The sequence below is a fragment of the Flavobacterium sp. YO12 genome (assembly GCF_004119495.1).
In the GTDB taxonomy this organism is placed as follows: Bacteria; Bacteroidota; Bacteroidia; order Flavobacteriales; family Flavobacteriaceae; genus Flavobacterium.
In genome coordinates, this window is the sequence record NZ_NRQU01000017.1 from 12,909 (window position 1) to 38,485 (window position 25,577).

At 37.9% G+C, this 25,577-nt stretch carries 28 protein-coding genes and 1 tRNA gene; 23 read left to right on the forward strand and 6 right to left on the reverse strand.

Annotated features, from left to right (window positions below; all coding sequences use genetic code 11):
* Positions 1–16 precede the first annotated feature (16 nt).
* Together BOW55_RS07605 and BOW55_RS07610 are read right to left on the reverse strand one after the other, a co-directional pair.
* Positions 17–1,420 carry a RagB/SusD family nutrient uptake outer membrane protein gene (locus tag BOW55_RS07605; RefSeq protein ID WP_129023625.1) on the reverse strand — a complete coding sequence of 468 codons (1,404 nt, stop codon included), beginning with the start codon at positions 1,418–1,420 and terminating at the stop codon, positions 17–19.
* Between the two features lie 10 nt (positions 1,421–1,430).
* Positions 1,431–4,454: a SusC/RagA family TonB-linked outer membrane protein gene (locus tag BOW55_RS07610; RefSeq protein ID WP_129023626.1), complete on the reverse strand. Its 3,024-nt coding sequence runs from the start codon at positions 4,452–4,454 to the stop codon at positions 1,431–1,433.
* Between the two features lie 500 nt (positions 4,455–4,954).
* Between BOW55_RS07610 and BOW55_RS07615 the strand changes: the two genes are divergently transcribed.
* Positions 4,955–5,347, forward strand: coding sequence for a helix-turn-helix domain-containing protein (locus BOW55_RS07615; RefSeq protein WP_206733594.1), 393 nt, complete (start codon positions 4,955–4,957; stop codon positions 5,345–5,347).
* A 62-nt stretch (positions 5,348–5,409) separates the two neighbouring features.
* On the opposite strand, the gene BOW55_RS07620 is transcribed toward BOW55_RS07615, so the two are convergent.
* Together BOW55_RS07620 and BOW55_RS07625 are read right to left on the reverse strand one after the other, a co-directional pair.
* Positions 5,410–5,586, reverse strand: a complete 177-nt coding sequence (locus tag BOW55_RS07620) for a histone H1 (protein WP_129023627.1) — start codon at positions 5,584–5,586, stop codon at positions 5,410–5,412.
* 72 nt (positions 5,587–5,658) lie between these two features.
* Positions 5,659–7,356, reverse strand: a complete 1,698-nt coding sequence (locus BOW55_RS07625; protein WP_129023628.1) for a helix-turn-helix domain-containing protein — start codon at positions 7,354–7,356, stop codon at positions 5,659–5,661.
* A 327-nt stretch (positions 7,357–7,683) separates the two neighbouring features.
* Between BOW55_RS07625 and BOW55_RS07630 the strand changes: the two genes are divergently transcribed.
* The 22 genes from BOW55_RS07630 (at position 7,684) to BOW55_RS07730 (ending at position 23,568) form a co-directional block, all read left to right on the forward strand.
* Positions 7,684–8,376 carry a hypothetical protein gene (locus BOW55_RS07630; protein WP_129023629.1) on the forward strand — a complete coding sequence of 231 codons (693 nt, stop codon included), beginning with the start codon at positions 7,684–7,686 and terminating at the stop codon, positions 8,374–8,376.
* Between the two features lie 22 nt (positions 8,377–8,398).
* A complete protein-coding gene (locus BOW55_RS07635; protein WP_129023630.1) occupies positions 8,399–9,265 on the forward strand; it encodes an AraC family transcriptional regulator in 867 nt (288 codons plus the stop codon).
* 58 nt (positions 9,266–9,323) lie between these two features.
* Positions 9,324–10,508 carry a hypothetical protein gene (locus BOW55_RS07640; protein WP_129023631.1) on the forward strand — a complete coding sequence of 395 codons (1,185 nt, stop codon included), beginning with the start codon at positions 9,324–9,326 and terminating at the stop codon, positions 10,506–10,508.
* 120 nt (positions 10,509–10,628) lie between these two features.
* Positions 10,629–10,826 (forward strand): YqaE/Pmp3 family membrane protein, encoded by a 198-nt coding sequence (locus tag BOW55_RS07645; RefSeq protein WP_129023677.1) that lies wholly within the window; start codon positions 10,629–10,631, stop codon positions 10,824–10,826.
* Between the two features lie 222 nt (positions 10,827–11,048).
* The gene (locus BOW55_RS07650) at positions 11,049–11,492 is read left to right on the forward strand and encodes a hypothetical protein (protein ID WP_129023632.1); all 444 of its coding nucleotides are present in this window, start codon (positions 11,049–11,051) and stop codon (positions 11,490–11,492) included.
* A gap of 130 nt (positions 11,493–11,622) precedes the next feature.
* Complete coding sequence (locus tag BOW55_RS07655; RefSeq protein WP_129023633.1) at positions 11,623–11,961, forward strand: DUF4134 domain-containing protein; 339 nt, start codon at positions 11,623–11,625, stop codon at positions 11,959–11,961.
* On the forward strand, positions 11,961–12,275 hold the full coding sequence (locus BOW55_RS07660; RefSeq protein ID WP_129023634.1) for a DUF4133 domain-containing protein: 315 nt from the start codon (positions 11,961–11,963) through the stop codon (positions 12,273–12,275). Before BOW55_RS07655 ends, BOW55_RS07660 begins: the two co-directional genes overlap by 1 nt.
* Before the next feature lie 33 nt (positions 12,276–12,308).
* Complete coding sequence (locus BOW55_RS07665; RefSeq protein WP_129023635.1) at positions 12,309–14,777, forward strand: TraG family conjugative transposon ATPase; 2,469 nt, start codon at positions 12,309–12,311, stop codon at positions 14,775–14,777.
* A 13-nt stretch (positions 14,778–14,790) separates the two neighbouring features.
* On the forward strand, positions 14,791–15,474 hold the full coding sequence (locus BOW55_RS07670) for a conjugal transfer protein TraI (RefSeq protein ID WP_129023636.1): 684 nt from the start codon (positions 14,791–14,793) through the stop codon (positions 15,472–15,474).
* Positions 15,475–15,489: 15 nt separating this feature from the next.
* Positions 15,490–16,104, forward strand: a complete 615-nt coding sequence (locus BOW55_RS07675; RefSeq protein ID WP_129023637.1) for a hypothetical protein — start codon at positions 15,490–15,492, stop codon at positions 16,102–16,104.
* Positions 16,105–16,115: 11 nt separating this feature from the next.
* Complete coding sequence (locus BOW55_RS07680; RefSeq protein WP_129023638.1) at positions 16,116–16,751, forward strand: TerB family tellurite resistance protein; 636 nt, start codon at positions 16,116–16,118, stop codon at positions 16,749–16,751.
* 10 nt (positions 16,752–16,761) lie between these two features.
* Positions 16,762–17,958, forward strand: coding sequence for a conjugative transposon protein TraJ (gene traJ / locus BOW55_RS07685; protein ID WP_371414512.1), 1,197 nt, complete (start codon positions 16,762–16,764; stop codon positions 17,956–17,958).
* 28 nt (positions 17,959–17,986) lie between these two features.
* A complete protein-coding gene (traK, locus tag BOW55_RS07690) occupies positions 17,987–18,595 on the forward strand; it encodes a conjugative transposon protein TraK (protein WP_241686507.1) in 609 nt (202 codons plus the stop codon).
* Positions 18,596–18,601: 6 nt separating this feature from the next.
* On the forward strand, positions 18,602–18,859 hold the full coding sequence (locus tag BOW55_RS07695; protein ID WP_129023641.1) for a hypothetical protein: 258 nt from the start codon (positions 18,602–18,604) through the stop codon (positions 18,857–18,859).
* 4 nt (positions 18,860–18,863) lie between these two features.
* The gene (locus BOW55_RS21285) at positions 18,864–19,631 is read left to right on the forward strand and encodes a hypothetical protein (RefSeq protein WP_241686508.1); all 768 of its coding nucleotides are present in this window, start codon (positions 18,864–18,866) and stop codon (positions 19,629–19,631) included.
* Positions 19,598–20,152, forward strand: coding sequence for a conjugative transposon protein TraM (gene traM, locus BOW55_RS21290; RefSeq protein WP_241686513.1), 555 nt, complete (start codon positions 19,598–19,600; stop codon positions 20,150–20,152). Before BOW55_RS21285 ends, traM begins: the two co-directional genes overlap by 34 nt.
* Before the next feature lie 15 nt (positions 20,153–20,167).
* Positions 20,168–21,016, forward strand: coding sequence for a conjugative transposon protein TraN (traN, locus tag BOW55_RS07705; RefSeq protein ID WP_129023642.1), 849 nt, complete (start codon positions 20,168–20,170; stop codon positions 21,014–21,016).
* A 28-nt stretch (positions 21,017–21,044) separates the two neighbouring features.
* Positions 21,045–21,839 carry a hypothetical protein gene (locus BOW55_RS07710; RefSeq protein ID WP_129023643.1) on the forward strand — a complete coding sequence of 265 codons (795 nt, stop codon included), beginning with the start codon at positions 21,045–21,047 and terminating at the stop codon, positions 21,837–21,839.
* A gap of 13 nt (positions 21,840–21,852) precedes the next feature.
* A complete protein-coding gene (locus tag BOW55_RS07715) occupies positions 21,853–22,164 on the forward strand; it encodes a hypothetical protein (RefSeq protein WP_129023644.1) in 312 nt (103 codons plus the stop codon).
* A 302-nt stretch (positions 22,165–22,466) separates the two neighbouring features.
* Positions 22,467–22,853, forward strand: coding sequence for a hypothetical protein (locus BOW55_RS07720; protein WP_129023645.1), 387 nt, complete (start codon positions 22,467–22,469; stop codon positions 22,851–22,853).
* 135 nt (positions 22,854–22,988) lie between these two features.
* Positions 22,989–23,264: a DNA-binding protein gene (locus BOW55_RS07725; RefSeq protein ID WP_129023646.1), complete on the forward strand. Its 276-nt coding sequence runs from the start codon at positions 22,989–22,991 to the stop codon at positions 23,262–23,264.
* The gene (locus BOW55_RS07730; RefSeq protein WP_241686509.1) at positions 23,251–23,568 is read left to right on the forward strand and encodes a hypothetical protein; all 318 of its coding nucleotides are present in this window, start codon (positions 23,251–23,253) and stop codon (positions 23,566–23,568) included. Before BOW55_RS07725 ends, BOW55_RS07730 begins: the two co-directional genes overlap by 14 nt.
* A 42-nt stretch (positions 23,569–23,610) precedes the next feature.
* Here BOW55_RS07730 and BOW55_RS07735 read toward each other — a convergent pair whose 3' ends face one another.
* Together BOW55_RS07735 and BOW55_RS07740 are read right to left on the reverse strand one after the other, a co-directional pair.
* Positions 23,611–24,918 carry a site-specific integrase gene (locus BOW55_RS07735; RefSeq protein WP_129023647.1) on the reverse strand — a complete coding sequence of 436 codons (1,308 nt, stop codon included), beginning with the start codon at positions 24,916–24,918 and terminating at the stop codon, positions 23,611–23,613.
* 291 nt (positions 24,919–25,209) lie between these two features.
* A tRNA-Tyr gene (locus tag BOW55_RS07740) sits at positions 25,210–25,290 on the reverse strand.
* Positions 25,291–25,577: the final 287 nt, after the last annotated feature.

The following is a 25,577-nucleotide window of genomic DNA, read 5'->3' on the forward strand; positions in this document are numbered from 1 at the left end:
ATGGATCGTATTAAGGTTAATAGCCTGGATTTTGAGGCAGAAGATTTGGATTGAGATTAAGCTCGCTCTCAGGCAGAGGCAGCAGTATGTCGGTATCGTTCCAGCCTGTTTTGGACTGGAGCACAGTATTTATTGCACCAGTGCGTTTCAGGTCAAAGAAGCGGTGGCCATACTCGGTGAAGAGCTCTTTTCTTCTCTCGATTATGATAGCCTCGATAATCAACTCTCTGGATTCTGCCTGCAGGCTGCTGAGTCCCGCTCGGCTTCTTATTGTGTTCAGGTCTTCCAGCGCTCCAATTAGATTTCCAAGTCGTGCCCGTGCTTCTGCTCTTATGAGATATTGTTCCGCCAGACGTAGAACTATAGAATATTCTTTTGATGTTCCGCTAGATTGCGACTCTTTGTATTTAAAGGCATGATGCCATATTCCTGTTTCGTTTGAAACTTCAGCTATCCAATGCGTTTTTCGGAGATCCTGCTTCTCAAATGAACTAACCAAAGATTCATTCAGTGCGGCTAAAGGCGGAGCGCCGGAACTGAAAATAAAGACACTTGCCTCATCTGTGTTTTTTCCTGTGAGAGAAGGTATGAACTGCCATATAGTCTCATTTGAATTTTTTATAAACACCTGATCGATCTCTGTTTTCAAATGATAAAGGGATTTCTGCTGCAGCACTGCTGAGGCCATGGCTTCTGAATTTTCCCACTCGCCTTTATAAAGATATATCCGGGCCAAAAGAGCCAGTGCAGCAAATGAATTTGGACGTACTCTATCTGAAGTCAGGTAAGAAGGAGGCAGCATTTGAGCCGCGGTTTTTAAATCTGTGATAATACGCTCATAAGCTTCGTTTTTTGGAATTCTGGATACTCTGCTGTTCTGCATGTATTGGGTTGTCTGCAGATAGGGGATGCCGCCGAACAGCTGGAGCAGATAGAAATGTAGAAGCCCTCTTACGAATAGAGCTTCACCCTGAAGCTGTTTTTTATGCATCTCATCAAAATCAGAAGATTTGAGACCCTCAAGAATGGCATTGCAAGCATAAATTTGGTTGTAGGAGGTGTTCCAGAACGAACTGATATTGCTGTTGGAAGGTAAAACCGTATTGGTGTAAAAAGCAAAAGAAGCATCACTTGAGGTGTCATACCAGTCCAATTCATCGGTATAGCATCCCAATTGGACGGATAAGCCGAATTGTGTGCCTGTGAGTATGCCTGAGTCGCGCATTTTAGCGTAGATATCTGCCATGGCGGCACTGGCTGTTGTGTATTCTTCAAAGACAGCTGTGTTTGAGAGCTGTGATTTTGGAAAATCGACATCGACAAAAGAATCGCAGGCTGCGGCAGAAAAAAATAAGACCAAAAGAAGAATTTTTTTAGGAGAGAACCGAAGGTTCAGCTTACTGTTATAAACTATTTTCATGGTAGAGATTTTAAAAAGTTAACATAATTCCAGCCGTAAAGATTTTTAAGGGAGGCAGATAGCCTGACATGCTGAATTCAGGGTCTCCGTCCTTATATGGGGTAATGGTCAGAAGGTTCTGCCCCTGCAGCGATACAGTGCATTTGAGCTCTTTTGCGTTAAGCGGGACATCATATAATAGTGCTACCGTTTTTAACCTTATGTAGGAGGCATCAACAATTGACGCGTCACTCATTGCAAAACGGGACTGGGCTAAGACTGCTGATGGATTATATCCAGCAGAATAAACCTGATATGGGCCAGAATCTTCGGGACTGGTCCAGCTTCCAATCATTCTTTCAGGCTGATTGGACATATATCCCGCTAAGCCGTTATCAAAATTCTGATTGCGCTGTCTGACAAATTGAAAAAGAAAATCCAGTTTCCACTGTTTATATCTGAATTGATTCTGGAAGCCTCCAAAATAATCAGGATTAAGATTAACCACAGTCTGTCTGTCATCTGGAGAAGAGATTTTGCCATCGTGATTCTGGTCGTAGAACTGGTAGATGCCAGTTAAGGGATCCAGTCCTGAATATCTGTATCGTAATTGAATATTCAGCGGTTCTCCAAGACGATATTTATTCTGATAGGTGGAGCCGTTGAGGTTTGGGAATGCTAAGAGTTTGTTTCTGGAAAAGCTGATATTGATATTGCTGGTCCAATTGAAATTTTTCCTGCTGAAATTAACGGTGCGAAGCGTGAATTCTAATCCTCTGTTCTGCACTGTTGCCTCTAGATTTGCCTGAATCTGCGCAAACCCAGTGGTGCCGGGAAGAGGAATTCCCACCAGCTGGTTCGATGATCGGTTCTGATACCATGCCCCGGTCAGAAAAATGCGGTCGCTGAAAAATCCAAATTCTGCCGCGGCCTCTATTTTTTTGTTGACTTCCCATCCGAAGTTTGGATTGTACAGACGGCTGGGCTGCAGACCTATTATATTGTCATAAGCGGCACTTGAGGAGATATAGGTATTAAGATACTGATAATCGCCAATCTGATCGCTTCCGGTAGTGCCGAAGCTTGCTCTCAGCTTTCCGAAGCTGAGCCATGAATTTTCTGAAAAAAAACTTTCATTGGAAAATAGCCATGCAAGTCCCACAGCGCCAAAGTCTGCAAATTGATTGCCGGGACCGAACCGGCTTGATCCGTCACGGCGCGCGGTAAGATTCAAGATGTAACGTTCTTTCCAATTGTAGTTGGCTCTGCCAAAAAATGCCTGATAGCGGTACAGTAGTTCATCGCTTAAGAGTACCTGCTGGTAGGCGGCGGAAGCAAGATTGTAAATAAGGCTGTTGGAGCTGAAGCCTGTTCCAGACTGGAAAAGACGGGTGGTATTTTGCTCCTGGAAAGTCCCTCCTAACAGAATTTCCAGTTTGCTTCCGCCGATTTCTTTTTTCCAGCTGATCTGCGGTTCTATAATCCAAGAACTTCGATCTGTATTGTTGAGTATTATATTTGAAACAGCACTGGTATAACCATACGATGGATTGTATATGGTTGAGGGATTAATACGGCTTTCAATGTGTTGCAGGTTCGTATAGCCAAAACTGCTTCTTAGAACAAGATTGGGAATGACCTCATATGACAGTACGCTATTGGCAAGAAGATCGCTGGTCTTTGAAACATATTGAGATGCTAGAAGGCGCAACGGATTTTCCCAAGTGCCATTTTCCCAGTTTAGATTACCCCTAGAATCAAACAGGGCGGGAGCATTCGGGACCAGCGTGCGGGAATCGTAAGTAAAATCATTTGCCGGCTGATTATTGTTTTGTGCATTATAACCCGCTGAAATGACCAGACGGAATTTATTGTCGGCTGACTGATGGTTTAAATTGAATTGCGAGCCGCCCTTTTTATACATAAATTCTCCTGGAAAAACTGTAGTTTCTGTATGGTAGCTGCCGCTTAGAAGGAATTGGGTATTTTTGGAGCCTCCGCTCAAGGTTCCCTTTATGTCCGTAATAGCTGCAGTTCCGCCAATAAGTTCCCTCTGCCAGTCGGTATTTCTGCCCTGATCCCAAGTTCCATTAATATCATAGTCTCGTTTAGGGTATTTGGCTCTGCCGTCATTTATGAATGCTTGACGACGCATAGAGAGGTACTGTTCGGTATTCATGAGCTTCATGAAACGGGTGACTCTTCCTGCTCCTGAAGACGCACTGAAATTAAAGCTGGTTTTTCCCTCTTTCCCCTTTTTTGTGGTGATCAGGACAACGCCATTTGCGCCCCTTGAGCCATAGATAGCGGTTGCATCAGCATCTTTCAGTACCTCTATACTTTCAATTGCTGCCGGGTTGATACTGTTAAGAGGACTGGTATTAAAGGTAGGGAAGATGGTTGAGGTCTGTTCGTAGCCTATGGGGTCTGTGGCATAGGGAACCCCGTCTATAATGTACAGGGGATTGTTTGCATCGGGTCTTATGCTGTTCTGTCCCCGTATTTTAATATCGAATCCTCCGCCTGGAACTCCTGTTGTCTGCGTTATCTCGACACCTGCCATACGCCCTTGCATGGTGGCAAGCACGTTGGTGACAGGCTGCGTTTCAATATCTTTTGAAGTGATACGCGCAATGCTTCCTGTGCGCTCGCTCTGCTTAACTGAATAATAGCCTGCATTGACCTGGACTTCCTGAAGTTCAGTGGTGGAAGATTGTAGGACAATATCGATAACTGGTTTTCCTTTTACGGGAATTGTAGCCGTTTTGAATCCAATATAGGAAACTAATAAAGTATCTCTGGCTGAAACCAAAATGGCATACTGACCCGTAAAATCTGATATTGTATTGGTCTTGGACTGTCCCTTGACTGCTATGGTGACTCCGGGAAGAGGGCTGGCTCCGTCGGAGACCGTTCCTGTCAGCATATAAGGTTCTGATTTTTGGATGAAGTACCGGGGATTTTTGGCGGAAATGGTGGAAAATGAAAGGAGTACTGCCGTAAAAAATAGGCAATAAAGAGCCTTTCCATCCGTGGAAAATGAAAAATAATTCATAATATTGGGATTGGTTAGTTAAATGGATATTTGATTAGCTAAGGTCCTCTGCTCTAGTTTGGTCGCTGCAGCTGAGGGCCATTTTTTATTATTATGGTAATTTAATAGTGTTTCTATGCATTGATTAAAGTTTAAATTATTAAAAGCGAGAATTCTAAAATTTAAAGTAGCGCTAGAATCTAAAGAAGAGAAGTACAAAAAAAGGGCAGGTACTCACTTTAAACGTTATCGAGGTACTGGCGGTACCCTACCACGAATAAGTGAGCCCACGCCCGTATTTAAGGCGTGAGCATTAACACTTATCATCTCGTGGTTATTTTAAACGCCAGTTTTCGATAACGAGATTCAAAGCGAATGCTTCAAATATTTTATGTGAAGAATCGCAAAGTTAATATTCATAAATTGAATAAAGAGCAAATATACCTAAAAAATATTCACATACATATATGTATGTGTTAAACTTTTATTTAATCCCGTTATTTCTGAATTAATAAAATGATATGATAGTAGAACTTATTATTTCGGAATTAGATTTTTATTTAATTGAAAAAGTTAGAGAATTACGAAAAAAAGAGAATATCTCACAAGTGCAATTAGCTCAAAAGATTGGGGTATCAGAAGGTTTTATAGGTCATGTCGAAAACCCTAAACAAAATCATAAGTATAACATTAGGATGCTAAATAGAATTGCAAATGCATTAAAGATTAAGTCCTATTCTGATTTCTTTCCTGATAAAGTATTATCTACTGATATTGTTAAAATTAAAATAGAACTCTTTGATCCAAAAAATAAAGATCGAAATTCTAGATTTAAAAGTATAAAGATTACTCCTTGTACAGATACAGAAATCGAAGAATATAATAAAAGACAATCTAGAAGTGGATCCAATTAAAATCTTAAAAAAAAGCCTTTCAATTGAAAGGCTTTTTTAATAAAGTAAGATTGAAAAATAGATTATTTTTTAGATTCCTCAATAGAAACTTTTCTGAACTCTTTTAAAAGTTTTTCGATCTCTAAAGATGATTTTCGGGCTCTTGCTCCAGCAGCTTTTACTCCTTTTTCAGCTAATGATTCAGACTCTGTTTTGAAATTTTCAATCTCAGCATTGATTTTTGCTACTAGATCTTTCATGATATTTTTTTAAAATTACTGCAGCAAAAGTATGAAGTTAAAAATAATTTCCTAATAAGATGAAATAAAATTTTAGAGTTCTTCTTTTTTAAGCTGGCCAATAAAATAGGAGGGAGCTATACCAGTTTTTGCCAAAAAGGCTTTAGTAAAGCGCTCTGTGGTACTGAAGCCGGCTTCTTGTGCCAGTGCGGCATACGTGTAGTATTTTAATCTGCTTTCTGTCTGAAGTAGCGGTATAATGTAATCAATGCGGAGTCCGTTTATATATTCGTTGATCCCTTTTTGTCTATAATGCTCCAGTATATTTGCCAAGTATTTGGCATTGGTGTTAAAGTCGGCTGCTAGACTTCCGAGTTTCCAGTCTTTTTCCAGAAATCGTTTTTTGTTTTCGAAATTTTCGAGCTGTTTGAGCAGTAGAGAAGCTGTTTCACTGCTGATATTTTTTAAGGGAACGGCGTCTGTTTTTACTTTGGGGCTGTTTTTCTTTGCGTCAATCTTTCGTATGAGCAACTGATAATTCTTTTTATATATGCTTCTGATTCTGTAGTGACGGTAGATAAGTGCAATAATGCTGATGGACATTAAAATGATGGAGACTGTGAAAATGCGTTCATACTTTTTTTTCCAGACAAGCTTTTGCCTAATAATGCTGTTTTCCGCCGCTATTTTTTCTTTTTCCGATAGAAGTTCTGTGGTGTCATACTGCTTGTGGATCTTTCCCACGATGTATCTGCTGTTTTCAGTCAACAGGGTATCAGCTTTAAGCAGCTGGTCGATATAGTAGGCCTGTTTATCTAGATTTTTTGTGCTTTTGGAATAGCTTATCATCAGTTCGAAGGCCTGCCTTAAGTCTGGGCGGAGGTAATTCTTTTCAATGAAGATTCTATCTACAAGCGCAAAATAATCGAAAGCTTTTTCTTTTTGACCTAGAGACCAGTAGTTTTTTCCGATGTAAAAATATCCAACCGCTTCATTACCAAAATCATTATTCTCCTTAATTGCATCAAGAGAGTATTCGATATTTTTAATGGAGGCGCCATAGTTCTTTTTGAAATATTCATTGATTCCTTCAGAATGTCTGAAGTAGGGGATCATCTCTTCGATGCCGAGCCTTTGACTTTCTGAAATTCCAAACCTATTGATTTCTGAACACCTTCCGTAATCCCCCAGTTTATTATGGCAGAGGCCTAGCATGTGTAGTGAATTCAGGTATGGTCTGAACTGTTGGCCTTTGTAATAGTCAGCGCATTGTTTCATTAGTGAGGCTGCTTCCTCATAGAAGCCGATATAGAATTTAGTCAAAGCAATGCAGTACTTTACCTTATGAATAAGATACTGGTCTTTCGTTCTGGAGATATAATTATGGGCTGTCAGATAATTGTCAAGAGCTTCCTGTTGCTTTTTCATTCCGTAGTAGACAGTTCCCTTGCTTAGAAAAGCACCGCCAATCAGCTTATTGTCATTGGTTTTTTTGGCTGTGTAGATCATGCTGTCTGCATACATGATGCGTTGTTTTGGAGGGGAAATTAAAACCAGATTTTGGTAGCCGCTGATAATTTCTTTCCAGTTCTTCTCGTTTTGGGCTTTATGCAGATAGGTATAGGCATAAACTGCCGCACTTGTACTGTCTCTTTTAAGATCATAGAATCTGTTGTCGAGATATTCGTATTTTTTTTTCTTTAGAGAATCAGGAATCTTCCAATTGTTTTTCTGAGCAGAGGCAAGATAAAAGAAAAGCAGGAATAATAAAAGCAGGTTCTGTCTAATCATTAGTATGATGGTTTAGGGGATACTGATTAAGGGAAATAGGATGTGTTTTTATACTGTGGGAATAATTTCACTTTAATTAATATAAAAGTAAAATAAACAATTGGATAATAACGGAATATTTGTGAGAAATGCACTATGGATTTCTCGAAAATCCGCAATGGAAATCGGGAAAACCAGCAGACAAATGGTTGCAGGGGATTTTTAGACGGAATAGTTTTGCCTTGAATTCAAAAGCAAAATACTAGGTAGGGTACCTAGCAAAAGTTCTGCTTATCCGGATGAAAAGGGCTGGGAGAAATTCCCATTCACATTCAAACCATACTTACTATGAAATCCATTTTATTATGCACTATCGCTGTTACTTTTTTTATTTCATGTTCTGCCGATTCAGATTTTGAGGCTCAAGAGAAACAATTCAGCGCTGTCGGAAAGGGAGTTGCTAAGGTTCAGTATCCAGCTAACCCTAAGAACCCTTTTGATCTGCAGGGAAGCAAGATTTATCACTTGCTGGATCTCTATGATCAAAAGAATAAGTCTCCTAATTCAGTATCAGAGCTTGCTGGACAGATCAGGTTTCTTTTGCAAGAATTAGAAAGCAGTCCCATAAGAACAGGTAGATTGATCCCTTTTACCGATGAATTGGTGGAATCCATAATGGAAGATCCAGATAATAGTATGATCTCAATGGTTCAAAGCAGTACTCTTCAGTCCTATGCAAAGACAAGTCTTGTTATTTTTCTCCAAGAGCTTATTATTAAAAGGCAGGAAGCATTTAGTGTTACATATAGCTATATTACGGCATATGAGGCTGAAGTACTGAACGATGCCGCTTTTACTTCGGATGAGGTAGAGACTATTTTGACGATAGCCTCTATTTCCCGGTATTCGCTCTATTCTGAGGAGGAACGTAAGGATAAGGATTGGGATATTCTTATAGGAAATAAATCGGCCAGACCTTTTTTTGAGATTAATGAAGTACCGCTTATTCGAATAATCAGCCTTCTGGGCAGGCTTATTTAGTCTATCTCATAAGAAGTTTATTATGCTGAAAGCTTTGATTAACTGCGAAAAAGAACTGCTGTCTTTTTTAGGTGTTGCTATTGATGTCGTGAAAGAATATAAAGCTAAGCCTGCTTCAGATAAATTTTTTTCGCTTCATTCTCCCAGTGTGCTCTTAATGAAATGCGGTAGGTTTAAAATACAGACTGGAGAAAGCATTCAGGATTTAAGAAAGCATGATATGCTGATATTTCCGTCAAAAGTCATCAGCAGAGTAATTGAATCGACAGATAGTCCTCAGTTTTATCTAATTCGCTTCTCGTCTAAGAGAATGAATCGAGGTTCTAATTTTCATCACGCAGATTCTTTGTTTTATAGGGCTGGCAAGGAGACTGTAAAAATAAGCCTTGAGATTAGAGATTATCAGGTGCTGTCATTGATATGCAGACTCCTTTATAAAGAGAGGGGCATTTCTGAACCAGCTGATTTTGATATGGAACTGAGGCGCATGAGTGCTGATCTGCTTTTTTTTGAGATGAAACTCATCTATTCCAAGTACTTTAATTTGGCAGCATTGCATGCCTCGAGAGGAGAAAGACTGTCATGGCAGTTTTTAGCTGTACTTGCCATTCACTGCAGGAAACATCACAGCGTAAAATTTTATGCCGGTGCGCTGTATGTCACTTCAGGTTATCTGAATAGAGTAGTGAAGAAGACGACAGGAAAATCTGCCAAGAAAATAATAATTGAAGCGGTGCTTGTCCAAGGCATAAACCTGCTGGAAAATTCGAATTTTACCATTGCTGAAATAGCTGAGGAGCTGGAGTTCAGCTCGCTTTCCGCATTCGATATCTTTTTTAAAAAATTAATGTTTTGCACACCGTCAGAATACCGTTCGAAATGCCCCTAGAGATTTAAGAGTCGTTAGTTTTTATTATTTATTATTAACTACAATTAAAACATGAAAAATGATGAACAGTAAATATCCTTTAGAATGGCTGGATAGGCTGATATTGGAATATTTGAATCCTAATGTAGCCGATCTAAGCCTATTGGCTGAAGCTGAACTGAAAGCAATTTCAGAACATGTCGTAAAAGAATCAGTCCGGATTCAAGTTCGAATAAAAAATGAAATATTTGGACTCAGGAGAAAGAGGCAGATTCGACTTTTAGTCAGAAAGTACCATTCGACTTTAATCTTTCTATTGGACGCGATGACGGACAGTCAGAAAGCTGATGCATTTAAGGAAACAGCTTTATTAAAATGTGGTGAGATGATTATAAGATGCCTTGATGAGTTATTGTCATTTTTGGAGCAGCAATATTCCTGCTATTTAAACTTAGATGAAAGGATGCCGGTGACTTATTTTTTAGTCTCGAGAAAAGAGTTGCAGCTAAAATTAAAAAGTCTTTGGAAGATTCGATCTGAAAGTGAGGAAGTTCAGCAAGTACTAAAAATTGTTGTGGATGAATTAGCTGATTCTATCTCGCTGCAGGAAAGGCGCAGGGTAACTTTCCGTCAGGTGCTGTATGAACGAAAGCTGTTAAATGAACTTGTACTAATTGAATCTTTGGAAATGAAAGAAGGATTTTCTATGCTGGACCAGAAGCTGATCAGTTTGAATTTCAATAGTCCTGTTTATGTAAAGGTATTAGCAAGTCGCTTTATTTCCAGACTGGAGCTGGAGGAAAGCTTTTCTGAAAAACTCCGTTTTTTATCCTATTATCTAAAGGAACTCAACCAGATACATTCGAGTGAAAAGCTATTTTTTAATTCAGGTTTTGAGCCTGTAAAAATAGTTTTAGACAACTGGTTTAGGCGTGAGCTTGAATATCTGGAGAAGCAGATGAAGCTTTCAGGTGATTCTAATAGTAAGGTGTGGATAGCTGAGAAACAGGAAAATAAACTGGAATGTGATCTTTCGGCAGATCAAATAGGAATTATTCTTCGGGCAGCGGATGAAACGCGTGTGGTAAAGTCCAGATCTATGAGTCTGGTTTTTCAGAGAATAGTGCCACATTTATCTACGGCTTTTAAAAAGGATTTATCGTATCAGTCGGTACGAAGTAAATCGTACAATGCGGAAGAGAATGATAAAAACATTGCGATACTGGCTCTTGAGAAGATGATTAAAAAGATTAGAACGTATTGAATTGTAAATTAATAAGACTGTTTTTGAAACAAAATAGTTTTTATTGAAGACTAATGTTTTAAAGCAGATTCTGAATTCTTTTGCTGTTGATTGTAAATATTTTTAAAACTAAAAAACATGATGACCTTAATTGCCATATTCTTTCCTTCATTATCTTTTCTGCTGCGAGGAAAGCTTTTAACTGCTTTATTATGTCTTATTCTCCAGATCACGCTGATAGGGTGGATTCCTGCCACTATATGGGCTGTGGTGTCGCTTCAAAATGCAAGAAGTGACAAGCGCAATGCAAAACTTATAAAAGCGATAAGAACGAAATAAAATAAACTCAATTAACCAATGAAGCCTCTGGAGACACTTGTTTTTAGAGGCTTTTCTGTTTTTTATTAGTACTGTTTCTGCATTATTTAGATGAGGTACAGAAGGGTACAGCAGAAAGTTGTACTTGTAGCTGGTCATGTGTAATTGTTTCTTTGTCCTGTAATTAAATCGGAAGTGGATCTGATTTTCTGAAGTGATGTTTAATGTTTAAATAGAACAGTTATGTTAACAGGTATTTCATGGGGCAATTATGCAGCAGCAGTTATTGTTTTTCTTTTGATATGGTACGGAATTTTAATATTCAGGTATTATTGTAAAAATTTGAATTCGTTTTTTAAGAATGGTTGCAGCGGTAAACATGTTGTAAAGCAGCAGGAAAAAAAAGAAAGTTCTTTTTCAGAATATAATGAATCTTTCAGTACACTCGAAGATGCAGAAGAATTGTATAACAAATTATTATCTGTGTTTACCGAAAGTAATGATAGAAGTAGTTCTAAAACTGAATTTTTGCATTATGTGCAGTTTAATCTTTCTGAATATCCTTTTGTAAAGAAGTCTGCTTTACGCGAAAAAATAAATTCGCTTATGGCTTTAGAGAGCCGGAAGTATCCTGCATTTCTGATAACTTATGAAGAAATGGACCGTTTATGGGAAAGCGAAGATTAAATCTTAAGCAGAGTAAATATCCCTGTTCGCTCTAGTGCGGTATGGCAGTTTGTGATGAGAAGATAGTGTCTGTAATAGCGTTATTTCTCTGCTTTTATTTCAAGTACTAGTTTAATTTAAATGATAAGAGATGAAAAGATGGAAATGGAAATTAAAATGTTTTTGGAAAAAGAACAAAGCAGCTGTGATATGCATTTTGCTGCTGGTGATAATTAATGGTAACGGTTATGGTCAAGACGGAGTGGCCGGAATTAATGAAGCCAACCAGAAGGTGCGCAGTTATTTTGATGCTGGAACAGAACTCATGTATGCCGTTGGGGCAATCCTTGGTCTTATTGGAGCTGTTAAAGTTTACCAGAAATGGAATGCTGGAGATCCCGATACAGGTAAAGTGGCTGCAGCCTGGTTTGGCAGCTGTGTATTTCTTGTCGTAGTGGCAACAGTCATTAAATCCTTTTTTGGAGTCTGATGACAAACAGTGTCTATCAGATTAATAAAGGTATTAATCAAAGCATTGAGTTTAAAGGTTTGAAAGCACAGTATATCTGGTATTTAGGAGGAGGTGTTGTAGTGCTTATGATTGTGTTTGCAGTGTTGTATATCATCGGACTTCCTTCGCTTATGTGTGTGTGCTTTGTGGGGAGTGCCGGCGCCTTTCTGGTTTTCAAAATATACAGGTTGAGCAGTCGGTATGGTGAGTACGGAATGATGAAAGCAATCGCAGGAAAGCAGATTCCAAATTGTGTTAAAGTGTTCAGCAGGGGAATTTTTATAAAGATATAGCTTTAAAACGTTAGTTGTCAAAATGAAGGAGAGATGGAGAAGAGGATGGAAGACCTGCTGCCCGTTATGGCAGTGGAATACGATTGTATTATATCAAAGCAAGGAGATATAACAGTAGTTTTTAAGGCAGAGCTGCCGGAGATTTTTACGCTTTCTGATCACGAGTATGAGGCCTTTCACCAGTCATGGATTAAAGCCGTTAAGGTTCTGCCGAAATTCTGTGTGTTTCACAAGCAGGATTGGTTCTTAGAAAAAGGTTATCACGCTGATTTTTCAAGTTCTGACACAAGTTTTCTAACTAGGAGCAGCGAACGGTTTTTCAATGAAAGACCTTTTCTGGACCATTCCTGTTATATTATGCTGACCAAGAAACCCCAGGGAAGAAGAAATTCCAGTTCTCTTTTTTCTAATCTGCTGCGCAGTTCAATAGTTCCTGAGCAGACTATTAAAGAACAGCTGCTTGAGGACTTTATTGATGTCTGCGGTCAGTTTAAAAGAATTATGGAAGACAGCGGTTTTGTAAAACTCCTGCGTCTTAAAGATAATGCTCTGAAAAGTGAAAGCCGAAAAATTGGTCTTGTAGAGAAGTACTGCTTTTTATCAGATCAGGAAGATTCATTTATTTTTAATGATATTAGATTTGATGAAGGATTATCAGTGGGAGATAAACACTGCCAGCTTTTTACTCTTGGTGACGCGGCTGATCTTCCCGCTTTATGCGGATCAAGAATAAACTTTGACCGCTACAGTACCGATAAAACTAAATTCAGCGTCGGATTTGCATCCACTCTCGGACAGCTTCTGTCCTGCAATCACATTTATAATCAGTATTTGTTTATTGAGGATGCGCACAAGACGATCCAGAAATTGGAGAGCAAGAGATTAAGACTGCAGTCTTTATCGGCTTACAGCCGTGAGAATATGATTGCAAGGGATGCTGCAAATGATTTTTTGAATGAAGCCATATCCCAGCAAAGACTTCCTGTTAAGGCTCATTTTAATGTACTGGCATGGAGTACGGATAAGGAAGAATTGAAGGAGATTAAAAATAAAGTTTGCTCAGCTTTGGCACAGATGGATGCGGCTGCGAAGCAGGAAACTGTTGGGGCAGCTCAGATTTATTGGGCTGGGATGCCTGGAAACGCTGCTGATTTTCCAATGAATGACACCTTTGACACTTTTACAGAGCAGGCGGTCTGTTTTCTGAATATGGAAACAGGATATAAATCTTCGCTGAGCCCTGTAGGCATTCGTTTAGGAGACAGGCTTACGGGGAAGCCGGTTCATGTGGATATCAGCGATGAGCCTGTCAAGATGGGAATCTGCACCAACCGCAATAAGTTTATACTGGGTCCCTCGGGAAGCGGTAAATCTTTTTTTACCAATCATATGGTGAGAAGCTATTATGAACAGGGGGCACATGTGGTGCTGGTTGATGTCGGACACAGTTATAAAGGACTTTGTGATATGGTCGGCGGCTATTATTTTACCTATGATGAAAAGAATCCGATCCGCTTTAATCCATTTTATATTTCAGAAGGAGATAATCTGGATACGGAGAAAAAAGAAAGCATTAAAACACTGCTGCTGGCACTCTGGAAAAAAGACGATGAAACTTTTAATAGAAGTGAATATGTAGCCTTATCCAATGCGCTTCAGCTGTATTATGAAAAGATGGATGGTAATTCTCATATTTTCCCCTGTTTTAACAGCTTCTATGAGTTTTTAAAAGAGGAGTTTGTTTCCATTCTAGAGGGGGACAAAGTGAAAGAAAAGGATTTTGATGTCAATAATTTTCTATATGTACTGCGGCCGTATTACAAAGGAGGTGAGTTTGACTATCTGCTGAATGCGACTGAGAATCTGGAGCTGTTACAAGAGAGATTCATTGTATTTGAGTTGGATAATATCAAAGACCACCCGATACTTTTCCCCGTTGTCACTATCATCATTATGGAGGTTTTTATCAGCAAGATGAGAAAACTCAAAGGAATCCGTAAAATGATTCTCATTGAGGAAGCCTGGAAAGCACTTATGAAGGAAGGTTTTGCAGAGTATATAAAGTATCTTTTTAAGACCGTGAGGAAGTTCTATGGCGAAGCTGTAGTGGTTACCCAGGAAGTAGAAGATATTATTTCTTCTCCAGTGGTCAAGCAGGCTATTATTAACAACAGTGACTGCAAAATTCTGCTGGATCAGAGCAAATACCAGAATAAGTTTGACCAGATACAGGAACTGCTGGGACTGACGGAAAAAGAAAAAGCACTGGTGCTTTCGGTAAATAAAGCCAACGATCCGGATAAAAAATACAAGGAAGTTTTTATTTCTCTTGGAGGCATGCTTTCTAAAGTTTACAGAACTGAGGTTTCTTTAGAGGAATATCTGGCTTACACTACAGAGGAAAGCGAAAAAGTGAAAATGAATGCTTATGCCAAAAGGTTTGGCGGAGACATCAAAAAAGGGATTGCCGCAATGGCTCAGGACATGAGAAACGGAAATTAAAGAAAAAAGAAAAATGAAAAGTAAATTAATTGTGTGCATGGTCTGTCTGCTGCTTATCAGCACCCCGGCTAGACCTGTAGAAAGGGCGGCAGTACTGCCGATACTGGAGATTGTGAAAGCGGTTACAAAAAAAGTAATTAAAGCAATTGATCTGAGGATTCAAAAACTGCAGAATAAAACCATTTGGCTGCAGAATGCACAAAAACAGGTAGAGAACGTGCTCTCTAAATTAAAGCTGAATGAAATCTCAGATTGGACTAAAAAACAGAAAGATCTTTACAAAGACTATTACGAGGAACTCACCAAGGTAAAATCTATTATAACGTATTATCAGAGAATAAAAGAGATTACTAAAAAGCAGACCAGATTGGTGCAGGAATATGAAAAGGCATGGAATCTCTTTAAGAAAGATACTCGTTTTAAAGATAGTGAGATTCAGTATATGGAACGTGTTTACTCAGGCATTCTAGAAGAGAGTCTTAAGAACATTGACCAGATCTTTTTGATACTGGACTCTTTCAGCACACAGATGAGTGATCTGAAAAGACTGGAGATTATCAATAAGGCTGCAGATCAGATTGATGCCAATTATGATGATCTCAAGATGTTTAACCAGCAGAATGTAATGCTGAGTCTTCAGAGGGCAAAAACAGAGGCCGAAGTTAATCAAGTCAAACAATTTTACGGAATTCCATAATTCAAAGAAAATATTATGAAAAATCTAATTGCAATGATGCTGGTTTTATTATTAACAGGCCAGGGAATTCATGCTCAGGCCAAACAAAGAAAGGAGCTTCTGCTTCAGATTGCGGCGCTTCAGGTCTATATTAATTATGGTAAAAAGGGATACATGGCAGTATCTAAAGGTCTGAATTTTATTGGTGATGCCAAAAGAGGTGAAGTTACCCTGCATGGTGATTACTTTACTTCTCTGTCGGCCATTAATCCAAAAGTCAGGAATTACTATAAGGCAGCTGAAATTATTTCAATGCAGGTTAAAATAATGAAGATCTGTAAAAAGAGTTATGCTGATTTGAAGGCTGCTGACTTATTTCATGGAGATGAAATGGATTATCTCGAGCGTTCTTTTGAAAGACTTCTTAAGAATTGCAGCAGTACCCTGGATGAATTGCTGGTAATTACAACCGATTCTAAGCTGGAACTCAAAGATGATCAGAGGATCCAGCGTATTGATGCGCTCCATAAAAACATGCTCGAAGATTATAACTTCTGTCTTTCTTTCAGCAATGAAGCTAAACTGCTTGCTGTTTCAAAAGCAGGAGATAAAAAAGATTCTATTGATGCTGATGCTTTTTACGGACTATAAAATAAACAGAGATGAAAAAGATATTAATTACAGGTTTGTTGGTCTTTCTGAGTTTAGTTCCAAATCGGGCGGAAGCCCAGTCGGCAGAAATACAGCAGCTGATTTTAAACATTGAAAAACTATCTCAATTCAAAAAGATTCTCAGTGATATGAAAAAGGGATATGAACTGCTGTCCGGGGGGTATAAGAGTGTTAAAGACATGTCAGAGGGAAACTTCAGTCTTCATAAAACTTTTTTGGATGCCCTGATGCAGGTAAGTCCTGCAGTTAAGAATTATAAAAGAGTAGGGGATATTATCAATTTTCAGATTCTATTAGTAAAAGAAAGTAAAAAAGGACTTTCTAGATTTATAAAAAGTGAAAGTTTCAGTCCGCAGGAGATTGCCTATTTCGAAAAGATTTATGGGAATCTTTTAAACCAAAGTCTGAGAAATCTTGATGAGCTTACTACAGTTGTAACTGAAGATAAACTCAGGATGTCGGACGATGAAAGACTTCAGGCGGTTGATAATATTTATATGGAAATGCAGGACAAACTTCTATTTCTGCGAAGTTTTAATAAAGAATCCAGTGTTCTGGTGCTGCAGCGGTGTAAAGAAACTAAAGATGTATATGCGTCCAAAGAACTTCAGGAATTAAAAAACTAAAACAATGAATATTTATAAAGTTTTAAAGGAGGTTTTGTTTTTAAATGCAGCACTGCTGATACCTTCTGTGCTTCAGGCTCAAGGGCTGGGAGAGGATATGCAGAGTCTTCACTCTGTTTTAGAGCAGCTTTATGATGAGATGATGCCGCTGTGCAGTAATCTTCTGGCGGTCGGGCAGGGGATAGCAGGGTTTGGAACAATCTGGTATATTGCTTCGCGGGTCTGGCGTCATATTGCAAACGCGGAACCTATAGATTTTTATCCATTGTTCAGACCTTTTGTGATCGGATTCTGTATTATGATTTTTCCATCAGTGCTGGCTCTTATTAACGGGATAATGAAGCCGACTGTCACTGCTACTGCTGCTATGGTTAAAGGTTCTAATAATGCTGTTGCAGTGCTGTTGAAAGAGAAAGAAAAGGCAATAAAAGAAACGGATCCTTGGAAAATGTATGTTGGGATGTCAGGTAACGGCGATCGTGATAAATGGTATAAATATACCCATGATGAAGATCCATCTGATGAGAGTATGCTTGCCGGAATCGGCAACGATGTCAAATTCGCCATGGAAAAAGCTTCTTACAGCTTTAGAAATTCAGTTAAAGAATGGATGAGTGAGGTGCTGCGTATATTATTTGAAGCTGCGGCGCTGTGTATCGATACACTCAGAACATTTCAATTGGTTGTGCTTTCAATTTTAGGGCCTCTTGTATTTGGGATTGCTGTTTTTGACGGGTTTCAGCATACACTGACGATCTGGCTGGCCAGGTATATAAACATTTATTTATGGCTTCCAGTTGCCAATATTTTTGGAAGCATCATTGGTAAAATTCAAGAGCTTATGCTCAAACTGGATCTCTCTCAGGTACAGTCCACCGGTGATACTTTTTTCGGCAGGACCGATACTTCTTATCTAATCTTTATGATAATAGGAATCATCGGGTACTTTACTGTCCCATCGGTAGCGAACTACATAGTACATGCAGCTGGTGGAGGAGCTTTAGGACAGAAAGTAACAGGGCTGTTCAGTAGTTCTGCAAGCTCGGTTGTTTCTAAAACATCACAGGGAGCAGGAATGGTGCTGGATTCTATGGGCAATGCAGCAGGAAGGATGTCACAGAGTATGTCAGGGTCATCTTCGAGTTCACCTTACTTTGAAGAGAAAGGAAATTATATGAGCAATAAGCTGAAAGGAAACTCTAAATAATCAAAAAGACAGGAACATGTTTAGCAAAATGAAAAATATAGATACAGCATTCCGATACATAAGAGGATTTACTATGCTGGTTATTGCAGGATGTATAATCATCTGCTGTTATACGCTGTACAAGAGCTTTGAGTCCGTGACACTGATGCAGGATAAGGTTTATATACTGGCTAACGGCAAAGCGCTCGAAGCGTATGCCTCAGAGCGGAAAGATAATGTACTGGTTGAAGCAAGAGATCATGTAAAAACCTTTCATAAGTTTTTCTTTACCCTTGATCCCGATGATAAAGTAATTAAAACCAATATAACAAAAGCCCTTTATCTGGCAGATGAAAGTGCTAAAAGGATTTATGACGATCTGAAAGAGAACGGTTTTTATTCGGGAATAATCTCGGGCAATATAAGTCAGACGATTCAGATTGACAGCATCGCAATAGATGTAAAAGAGTATCCATATCGCTTTAAATGTTTTGCAAAGCAGAGTATTATACGAACGACCAGCATTTTGAAGAGAAATCTTATTACGGAAGGCTGTCTGCGCAATGTTTCGAGAAGTGATAACAACCCTCACGGGTTTTTGATTGAAAAGTTCAATACAATAGAAAACGAAGATCTGGGGGTAGAAAATAGGAAATAATAAGTTATGAAAGAGGGGAAAAAGAAACAAGACGCTCCATCAGTCTGCCATATGTACTGTCTGCTGCTGCAAGACAAATGGGCTAAGAAGATGACTGGTTTGACGAAGGAGCTTTCAAAGAAAAAACTCATCTGCTTTTTATTTGTGTTTGTTGTTCTTTCAGCAGGTTTCTTTCTGTATAACATTTACGCGGTGTTCTCAAAAAAAAATATTGAGATACTGAAAAATACATTTTCTATAACAGATAAAAACTACAATAAATAAAATCATGGAACAAAGAACTATATCTCCAAAAGAAGCTAAGAAGCGTAAATTGTTTTTGATGCTGCCAATTATAACGCTTCCTTTTTTAACGTTTTTATTTTACTCTTTAGGAGGCGGAAAAACAAATAATAATACTGCAGGAAATGAAGTAAAGAAAGGGTTTAATTTTAATCTGCCAATTCCAAAATTTAAGGAAGATTCAGCATTGGACAAAATGAGCTATTACGATCAGGCGGCAGTTGATTCTATAAAACTTAGTGAGCAGATTAAAAAAGATCCTAATTATTCGTCTTTTAGGGTTTCAGATGAAAAAACAGATGAGCTTTCAGCAGACTATTTTGAAAACCGCAGTTTTCATAAAAACAGATCAGCTTTAAATTCACAGCCTTTTCAAGGTCGCAGTGAACAGAAAGTTTATGAAAAGCTCAGGGCTCTTGAAAAAGTAATCAGCCAGCCGCCGGCAGTAAATAATTATGGGCATAATATGCGTGAGTTTGAGAATTACGGCTCATCTCACGGTGAGTCAGAGGAGGTGAAAAAATTAGAAGGACTTATGTCGGCAATGAGTACACCGCCGCAGGCTGATCCGGAGCTCCAGCAGCTTGGAGGCATGCTGGAGAACATTTTGGATATTCAGCATCCACAGCGCGTACAGGAAAGACTAAAACAATCATCTAATAGTAAAAAAGGGAAAGTTTACTCGGTCAAAAAAAGAAGCAAGAGAGTAATATCAGTTCACTGCAGCAGAATGTTGATACGCAGCGTTTTTTAAAAACTAATGCATTCTATTCTCTGGATGAAGATTTACCTGCTGAAGAAGTACAGAATTCTATCGAAGCAGTAATCCATCAGACACAGACCATAGTAAACGGATCAGTAGTTAAACTAAGGCTTACACATGATATTTTTATTCAGGGAACCATAATACTGAAAAATACTTTTCTATACGGCACGGCGGCTTTGAAAGGGGAAAGGCTTGAAGTAAAAATCACCGCTGTCCAATTTAAGAGCTCCATTTTACCTGTTGAGCTGACTGTTTATGATATTGACGGCATAGAAGGGATTTATATTCCTGGAGCAATAAACAGGGATGCTGCAAAAGCTTCGGCTGATCGTTCAATTCAAACTATGGGGCTTACTGGTATTTCAGATTCATGGGGAGCACAGGCTGCAGGTATGGGTATTGAAGCGGCTAAAAGTCTTATGAGTAAAAAAGTAAAACTTATTAAGGTGATGGTGAAAGCAGGATATCAGGTGCTTTTGTATGATGAAAAACAAAAGAATACAGATTAATTAAAAATGAAAAAGATGAAAAATATAAACAAGTTTTATTTTATGTGCTTTTTTCTGATCATGCTTTCAGGACATGCGCAGTTTAATTCCAGAGATTCCGCATCGGGTCAAGAAGATTTTAAAAATCTTCATATTGGATATTCAAAGACAACCAGTATTGTCTTTCCTTATGCCATCAGAAGCATTGATAAAGGCAGTGGTGATATTCTGATGCAGAAAGCTAAAGGAGTGGAAAATATTCTGCTTTTAAAAGCGGCAAAAGAGAATTTTACCCAGACCAATATTACAGTGGTGACCGCTGACAACAGGCTTTACGTATTTCTATTGAACTATGACGATGTCTGTCCGGATTTAAATATCAAGGCAGATAAAACAGCAGTAGTTAATGATGGTATTCTGTTTTCCCTTGAGAATGAAAACCAGAAGGAAATTGAGCAGTATGCGCAACGTGCTTTGTTTAAAAAGAAGAAAGTAAGCGGATTGCAGTACTCTGAATTTGGGATCCAGTTAAGTGTGAATGGTATTTTTATTCATCAGGATCTGCTGTTTTTCAGAGTGGTGCTGAGCAACAATTCAAAAATTAATTATGACATAGATCAGTTTCGTTTTTTTATACGGGATCAGAAAAAGTCAAAACGCACTGCTTCCCAGGAAATAGAGATACTGCCCTTATACTGTACTTCCTTGGTATCCAGTATACCGGATAAGTCTGAATTGACTTTGGTTTATGCGGTATCTAAGTTTACTATTCCAGAGAAAAAATATCTGACTCTGCAGCTTATGGAAAAAAATGGAGGAAGGAATCTCGAAATAAATATTAAGAATAAGGATCTCGTTAATCTTGAAATCCTTAACAGTTTTTAAATGATTATTAATGTTAAAATATTATATCATGATACAGACAAATTTAGAATTTTTAGAAAATCAGATTAAATACACCGGTTTTGGAGAAGCCCTGAACCCTGTATTGAAAGAACAGATGGAAAAAGGAGAAAAGGAATTTATGATTTCCCATCAAGCGGATTTTGGGAAAAGTGTTCTTAAGTCGGAGCTTAGTTTTAAAAAATCAGATCAGAGTGATTTGTATTTTTTTAATTCCTATAAAGCTATGCTGTCCAAGGAAGGGACTTCTAATGCTCTCGAGCAGATTTTTTATATCGGAAAGGATAACAACTTTACGATGAAAGAAGCTTTTAATCTGCTGCAGGGAAGATCAGTTAATAAAGATCTGGTCAATAAGGAAGGACAGATTTACAATGCTTGGACGAATTTAAATTTTAAAGATGCAGAATCCTCTGGAAACTTTAAAATGACCCATTACCACCAGAATTACGGCTATAATCTGGAGGCGGCATTGGAGAAACATTCCATCAAAGAACTCCAAAGCCCGGAGTCCAAAGAGAGTTTAATGAATTCGCTTAAAAAAGGGAATATTCAGTCTGTGACTTTTGTTGTAAATGGAGAGGAAAGAAAACAGTTTGTGGAGGCTAATCCTCAGTTTAAGACCATTAGAGTTTATGATGCTTCGATGCAGAGAATCAATGACCGCCAGAGCAAAGAGGAAAAACAGAAAGATACCCAAGAGCATACGGCTTCTAAATCACAGAAAAAGAACGCGGACAATGATAGTGAAGATTCTTCGCCGCAGAAAGAGAAGAAGCAGAAAAGAAAGTCGCAGTCGATTTAAATAGTATTTAGCTATGGAAAGCCTGAAACCTTTAACAGACTTCTTTTCTGCCATTGAAAAGGATTACCGGATCAGCAGCACGCATATTGCCATTTATGCTGCTCTTTTGCAGTTCAGATCTGTTAAGGGTTTTATTAATCCTATTGAAATTTTTAGAAGTGAACTGGTGCCAATTGCTAAGATATCCTCGAAGTCCACTTACCATAAATGCCTGCAGGAACTTCATCAGTACGGCTATCTTAGATATGAGCCATCCTTTAAGAAAACCAGGGGAAGCAGAATCTACTTTTTTGATTTTGAAATACGTAAAACTTTAGGGGTATGAAGCCTTTTACTTTTAGAGGCCTTTGCAGTATACTGGAGACTATTCCGTTACGCACGGGAAACTCTTTTTATGACGGCTGTTTATTCCAAAGTTTGCAGAAATGAGATCCCAGTAAACAAGCAGGATATCAAGGTCTATTTTTTATGGTATTGTTTTTTTTATCTGGAGGGATTTCAGCTGTATGTTGATCTTCTGTGGTAGTATAATTCTTTATTTTATGTTAATGTTAGAATTTAGAACAATAGAATTATATTTAGTGTTCTGTGTGGTAACTAATTTTGTTCTTTTAAATTTTAGAAAACATGACAGCAGAACAAGAATTAGAAGTTGACGCCTATGTGCTGGCATCTTCGGGACTGCGTATAACATCACGTGGTTATAAGGCATTGAAAATATTATTTGAACACGGTAATCTGCTTTATTGGTGTATGGGAAAGAATGATACTTTAGAACTTGCAAAGATTCTTATTTATTTAAAATTCAGGTATAATCATGTTCCCGGCGGTTTGGAAGTGCTGGCAGAACATAAACGGGATTTTTATTATTTGGTGATGCATCGTAAGGTGCCAGTTCACAGAAAATCAAAGTACCCTAATACTTATTTAAGTGTGGGCAAGGCAGACCGATACGGTGATGGCAGAACTGGATGGGCAGAGCAGATATTGGCTAATAAGGAAACCGAGAAATAACGTTTTTGTTTCATTTTCATTTTTTTTTTGATATTATCAGGAAATGAATTTTAATGGTTACACTTCGCTTGTTTATTTTCCTAATTAATGAAAGATTTTGAAATAGTTGAATGATAATGATTTAAAAAATAAATTATGAATGAGGCCTTAACAAAAGAAGATTTAAGACAGTTTAGTCTGCTTTTATTGAATGAAATTAAAATCATTCTTAAGGAATCAACTCCTGTAAAAAACGAAACTTATGATCCAGAATGGCTGAAAAGTAAAACAGTGCGAAAACTGCTTGATATTTCAGCAGGATCGGTTCAGAATCTGAGAACTACTCAAAAAGTTCGATTTAAAAAGGTTCTTGGATCGTATTATTATAATAAAGGAGATCTTCAAAAATTATTTGATGATGAAAACAAATAATAGATTCAAAGAAAGACAAATTATGGATTACCTGTCAATGTACATTGACGATCCTAAACTGAATGTCTGGCATTTGTCCATTTTAACTGCAATTTTAGGATTGGGATATCGGCAGGGGCAGGGCAGGAGAATCAACGTAAGCCGAAGCAAGATTATGGAATTATCACATGTAAATACGCTGCCGACTTATCATAAGTATTTTAAACAGCTTCAGGATTTAGGATATATAAAGTACAGCCCGTCTTATCATCCGGGTTATAAAAGTGAAGTTGAATTATGTAAAAAGAGGTTATCTCAATTTTGAGATTACCTCTTTCTGTGTTTAATTGGTATCAGAAATTAAATATCAGGAAGTAATATTGTATTTCTTTTTAATTGCTTGGATTTCTTTTTCTAATCTGCTGAGAACTGCTAAGTCCGGCTTAGACATTTTTGATGCGGTTTTGTTCAGTTTTTTGTTAAGTAGAGACATTTCACGTCCAATGGTTGCCTGCTCAGTTATGGCATATGCTTCAGTCTGTTTTACTGACGCATGACCCAGTAGTTCTTTAACGACATTTATAGGAACATTGTTGTTTAGTGTCACTGTGCTTCCAAAGGTTCGGCGCGCTATATGTGTATTTAATGTAAAAGGAAATCCGCAGAGGATTGCAATCTCTTTAAGATACTCATTCATTTTCTGATTAGAAGAAACAGGCAGTACAGTTCCGCGTTGAATACAAAGTGGATGCTCTTTATATTTCTCAATAATTTTAAGTGCCTGAGGAAGCAGCGGGATATTCGTGGTAGAATTGGTTTTTTGTCTCTCTGACATAATCCATAGGTTGTCATCTATGCCTTTTTTAATATCAGTTCTCTTCAGTTGATAAGCATCAATGTAAGCAAGTCCCGTGTAACATTGAAATACAAATACATCTCTGACTACATTAAGCCTGTCAGTGGTAAAATAATGCTTTTCCAGTTCGTACAATTCTTGAGAGGTAAGAGGTTTCTTTACCATTTTAGTTTTTCGGCCTTTAAAATTCTTAAAAGGATCTTTATTGATAATTTCATTGTCGATTGCACGAATCACGATTTTTTTGAAATTGGCAATGTATTTAAGAGTAGTGTTATTGCTGCAGTCGCGGACCGTTCTGAGATAAAACTCAAAGTCTTTTATAAATTCGAGATTTAGATCCGTAAATTCTAAGTCCTCTTTTTTGAACTTAAATTTGATAAAAGCCGTTAAGTGATTTTTAGTAATGGTAAATCGGTCAAGAGTTCCTTTTGCATATCCTTTTCCAAGAAGTGCTTTCATTTCGTCATTGTGCTTTTGAAATTCTTCCAGCACTTTAATTCTTGGTGTTACTCTTCCAAGAATGTGATCCATAACTTTTTCAGTAGTTAGTGGTTTACCACTGTAAAGAATTTCTGTTTTGATTTCATGGATTTTTAAAGTCAATGAATCCAAAAAGAAATTTAAGGATTTAGCATCTTCTTTAGAGCCGACTGCGCGTTCGGTTTTTTGATCCCATCGATCGATGTCCCATTTTCGCTTAGTAGATGTTTCCTTGCTAATGCCGTCTACTGTCACTCTTAAGTGTACTGCTCTAATTTTACTTCCTTTGTGGGCGGTTTTTAAAAAAAATGCCATCCCAAAACTGTTCTCTAACATAATTCAGTCTTTTAGATTAATAAATGTAGAATTACAGCACCAAAAAAACAAGTCGTTAACCTCGTTAACCCCTGTGTTTATAAGGGATTGTTTTAAATTCTGTGGCAAAACTTTCATTATGGATTTTTGCCACGATTTTGCCACAGAGATTTTGAGCAGTTTTAAAAAATTTGAAAAGCAGTATAAAAGAAAAAAACCTGCGAATCCTAGGATTTGCAGGTTTTACCACTGTTTTTTCGGGTTTTTGAAAAGATTGAAAAAGTGACCTTTTTACTTCTTTTCCCCTTTCAGTGGGGAGAGCAGGATTCGAACCTGCGAAGTTCACACAGCAGATTTACAGTCTGCCCTCGTTGGCCGCTTGAGTATCTCCCCGAAGCTTTGTATTGTTGTGATTTGTTGTTCTAAGCGGTTGCAAATATAGGAACGTTTTCTACATCTACAAACAAAAATCGAAGTTAATTTTAAGTTATTTTTAAATTATTTTTTAATTGATTGGAATTGAATAAAATAAAAAATTTATAAAATGTATTTTTTTTGAAATATTTTTAAAAGTAAGAATAATTGTACGGCTGTTTTGTGATTTTTGCTTTCAGTTTGATCTTTAATAAAGCTGTCAGCCCTTGCTTTTGTGGATGTATTAATTAGAATTAAGGAAAGAA

Coding starts and splice junctions, on each gene's coding strand:
- BOW55_RS07605 (WP_129023625.1), bottom strand. CDS start 1,420: ATGAAAATAGTTTATAACAGTAAGCTGAACCTTCGGTTCTCTCCTAAA.
- BOW55_RS07610 (WP_129023626.1), bottom strand. CDS start 4,454: ATGAATTATTTTTCATTTTCCACGGATGGAAAGGCTCTTTATTGCCTA.
- BOW55_RS07615 (WP_206733594.1), top strand. CDS start 4,955: ATGATAGTAGAACTTATTATTTCGGAATTAGATTTTTATTTAATTGAA.
- BOW55_RS07620 (WP_129023627.1), bottom strand. CDS start 5,586: ATGAAAGATCTAGTAGCAAAAATCAATGCTGAGATTGAAAATTTCAAA.
- BOW55_RS07625 (WP_129023628.1), bottom strand. CDS start 7,356: ATGATTAGACAGAACCTGCTTTTATTATTCCTGCTTTTCTTTTATCTT.
- BOW55_RS07630 (WP_129023629.1), top strand. CDS start 7,684: ATGAAATCCATTTTATTATGCACTATCGCTGTTACTTTTTTTATTTCA.
- BOW55_RS07635 (WP_129023630.1), top strand. CDS start 8,399: ATGCTGAAAGCTTTGATTAACTGCGAAAAAGAACTGCTGTCTTTTTTA.
- BOW55_RS07640 (WP_129023631.1), top strand. CDS start 9,324: ATGATGAACAGTAAATATCCTTTAGAATGGCTGGATAGGCTGATATTG.
- BOW55_RS07645 (WP_129023677.1), top strand. CDS start 10,629: ATGACCTTAATTGCCATATTCTTTCCTTCATTATCTTTTCTGCTGCGA.
- BOW55_RS07650 (WP_129023632.1), top strand. CDS start 11,049: ATGTTAACAGGTATTTCATGGGGCAATTATGCAGCAGCAGTTATTGTT.
- BOW55_RS07655 (WP_129023633.1), top strand. CDS start 11,623: ATGAAAAGATGGAAATGGAAATTAAAATGTTTTTGGAAAAAGAACAAA.
- BOW55_RS07660 (WP_129023634.1), top strand. CDS start 11,961: ATGACAAACAGTGTCTATCAGATTAATAAAGGTATTAATCAAAGCATT.
- BOW55_RS07665 (WP_129023635.1), top strand. CDS start 12,309: ATGGAGAAGAGGATGGAAGACCTGCTGCCCGTTATGGCAGTGGAATAC.
- BOW55_RS07670 (WP_129023636.1), top strand. CDS start 14,791: ATGAAAAGTAAATTAATTGTGTGCATGGTCTGTCTGCTGCTTATCAGC.
- BOW55_RS07675 (WP_129023637.1), top strand. CDS start 15,490: ATGAAAAATCTAATTGCAATGATGCTGGTTTTATTATTAACAGGCCAG.
- BOW55_RS07680 (WP_129023638.1), top strand. CDS start 16,116: ATGAAAAAGATATTAATTACAGGTTTGTTGGTCTTTCTGAGTTTAGTT.
- traK (WP_241686507.1), top strand. CDS start 17,987: ATGAAAAATATAGATACAGCATTCCGATACATAAGAGGATTTACTATG.
- BOW55_RS07695 (WP_129023641.1), top strand. CDS start 18,602: ATGAAAGAGGGGAAAAAGAAACAAGACGCTCCATCAGTCTGCCATATG.
- BOW55_RS21285 (WP_241686508.1), top strand. CDS start 18,864: ATGGAACAAAGAACTATATCTCCAAAAGAAGCTAAGAAGCGTAAATTG.
- traN (WP_129023642.1), top strand. CDS start 20,168: ATGAAAAATATAAACAAGTTTTATTTTATGTGCTTTTTTCTGATCATG.
- BOW55_RS07710 (WP_129023643.1), top strand. CDS start 21,045: ATGATACAGACAAATTTAGAATTTTTAGAAAATCAGATTAAATACACC.
- BOW55_RS07715 (WP_129023644.1), top strand. CDS start 21,853: ATGGAAAGCCTGAAACCTTTAACAGACTTCTTTTCTGCCATTGAAAAG.
- BOW55_RS07720 (WP_129023645.1), top strand. CDS start 22,467: ATGACAGCAGAACAAGAATTAGAAGTTGACGCCTATGTGCTGGCATCT.
- BOW55_RS07725 (WP_129023646.1), top strand. CDS start 22,989: ATGAATGAGGCCTTAACAAAAGAAGATTTAAGACAGTTTAGTCTGCTT.
- BOW55_RS07730 (WP_241686509.1), top strand. CDS start 23,251: ATGAAAACAAATAATAGATTCAAAGAAAGACAAATTATGGATTACCTG.
- BOW55_RS07735 (WP_129023647.1), bottom strand. CDS start 24,918: ATGTTAGAGAACAGTTTTGGGATGGCATTTTTTTTAAAAACCGCCCAC.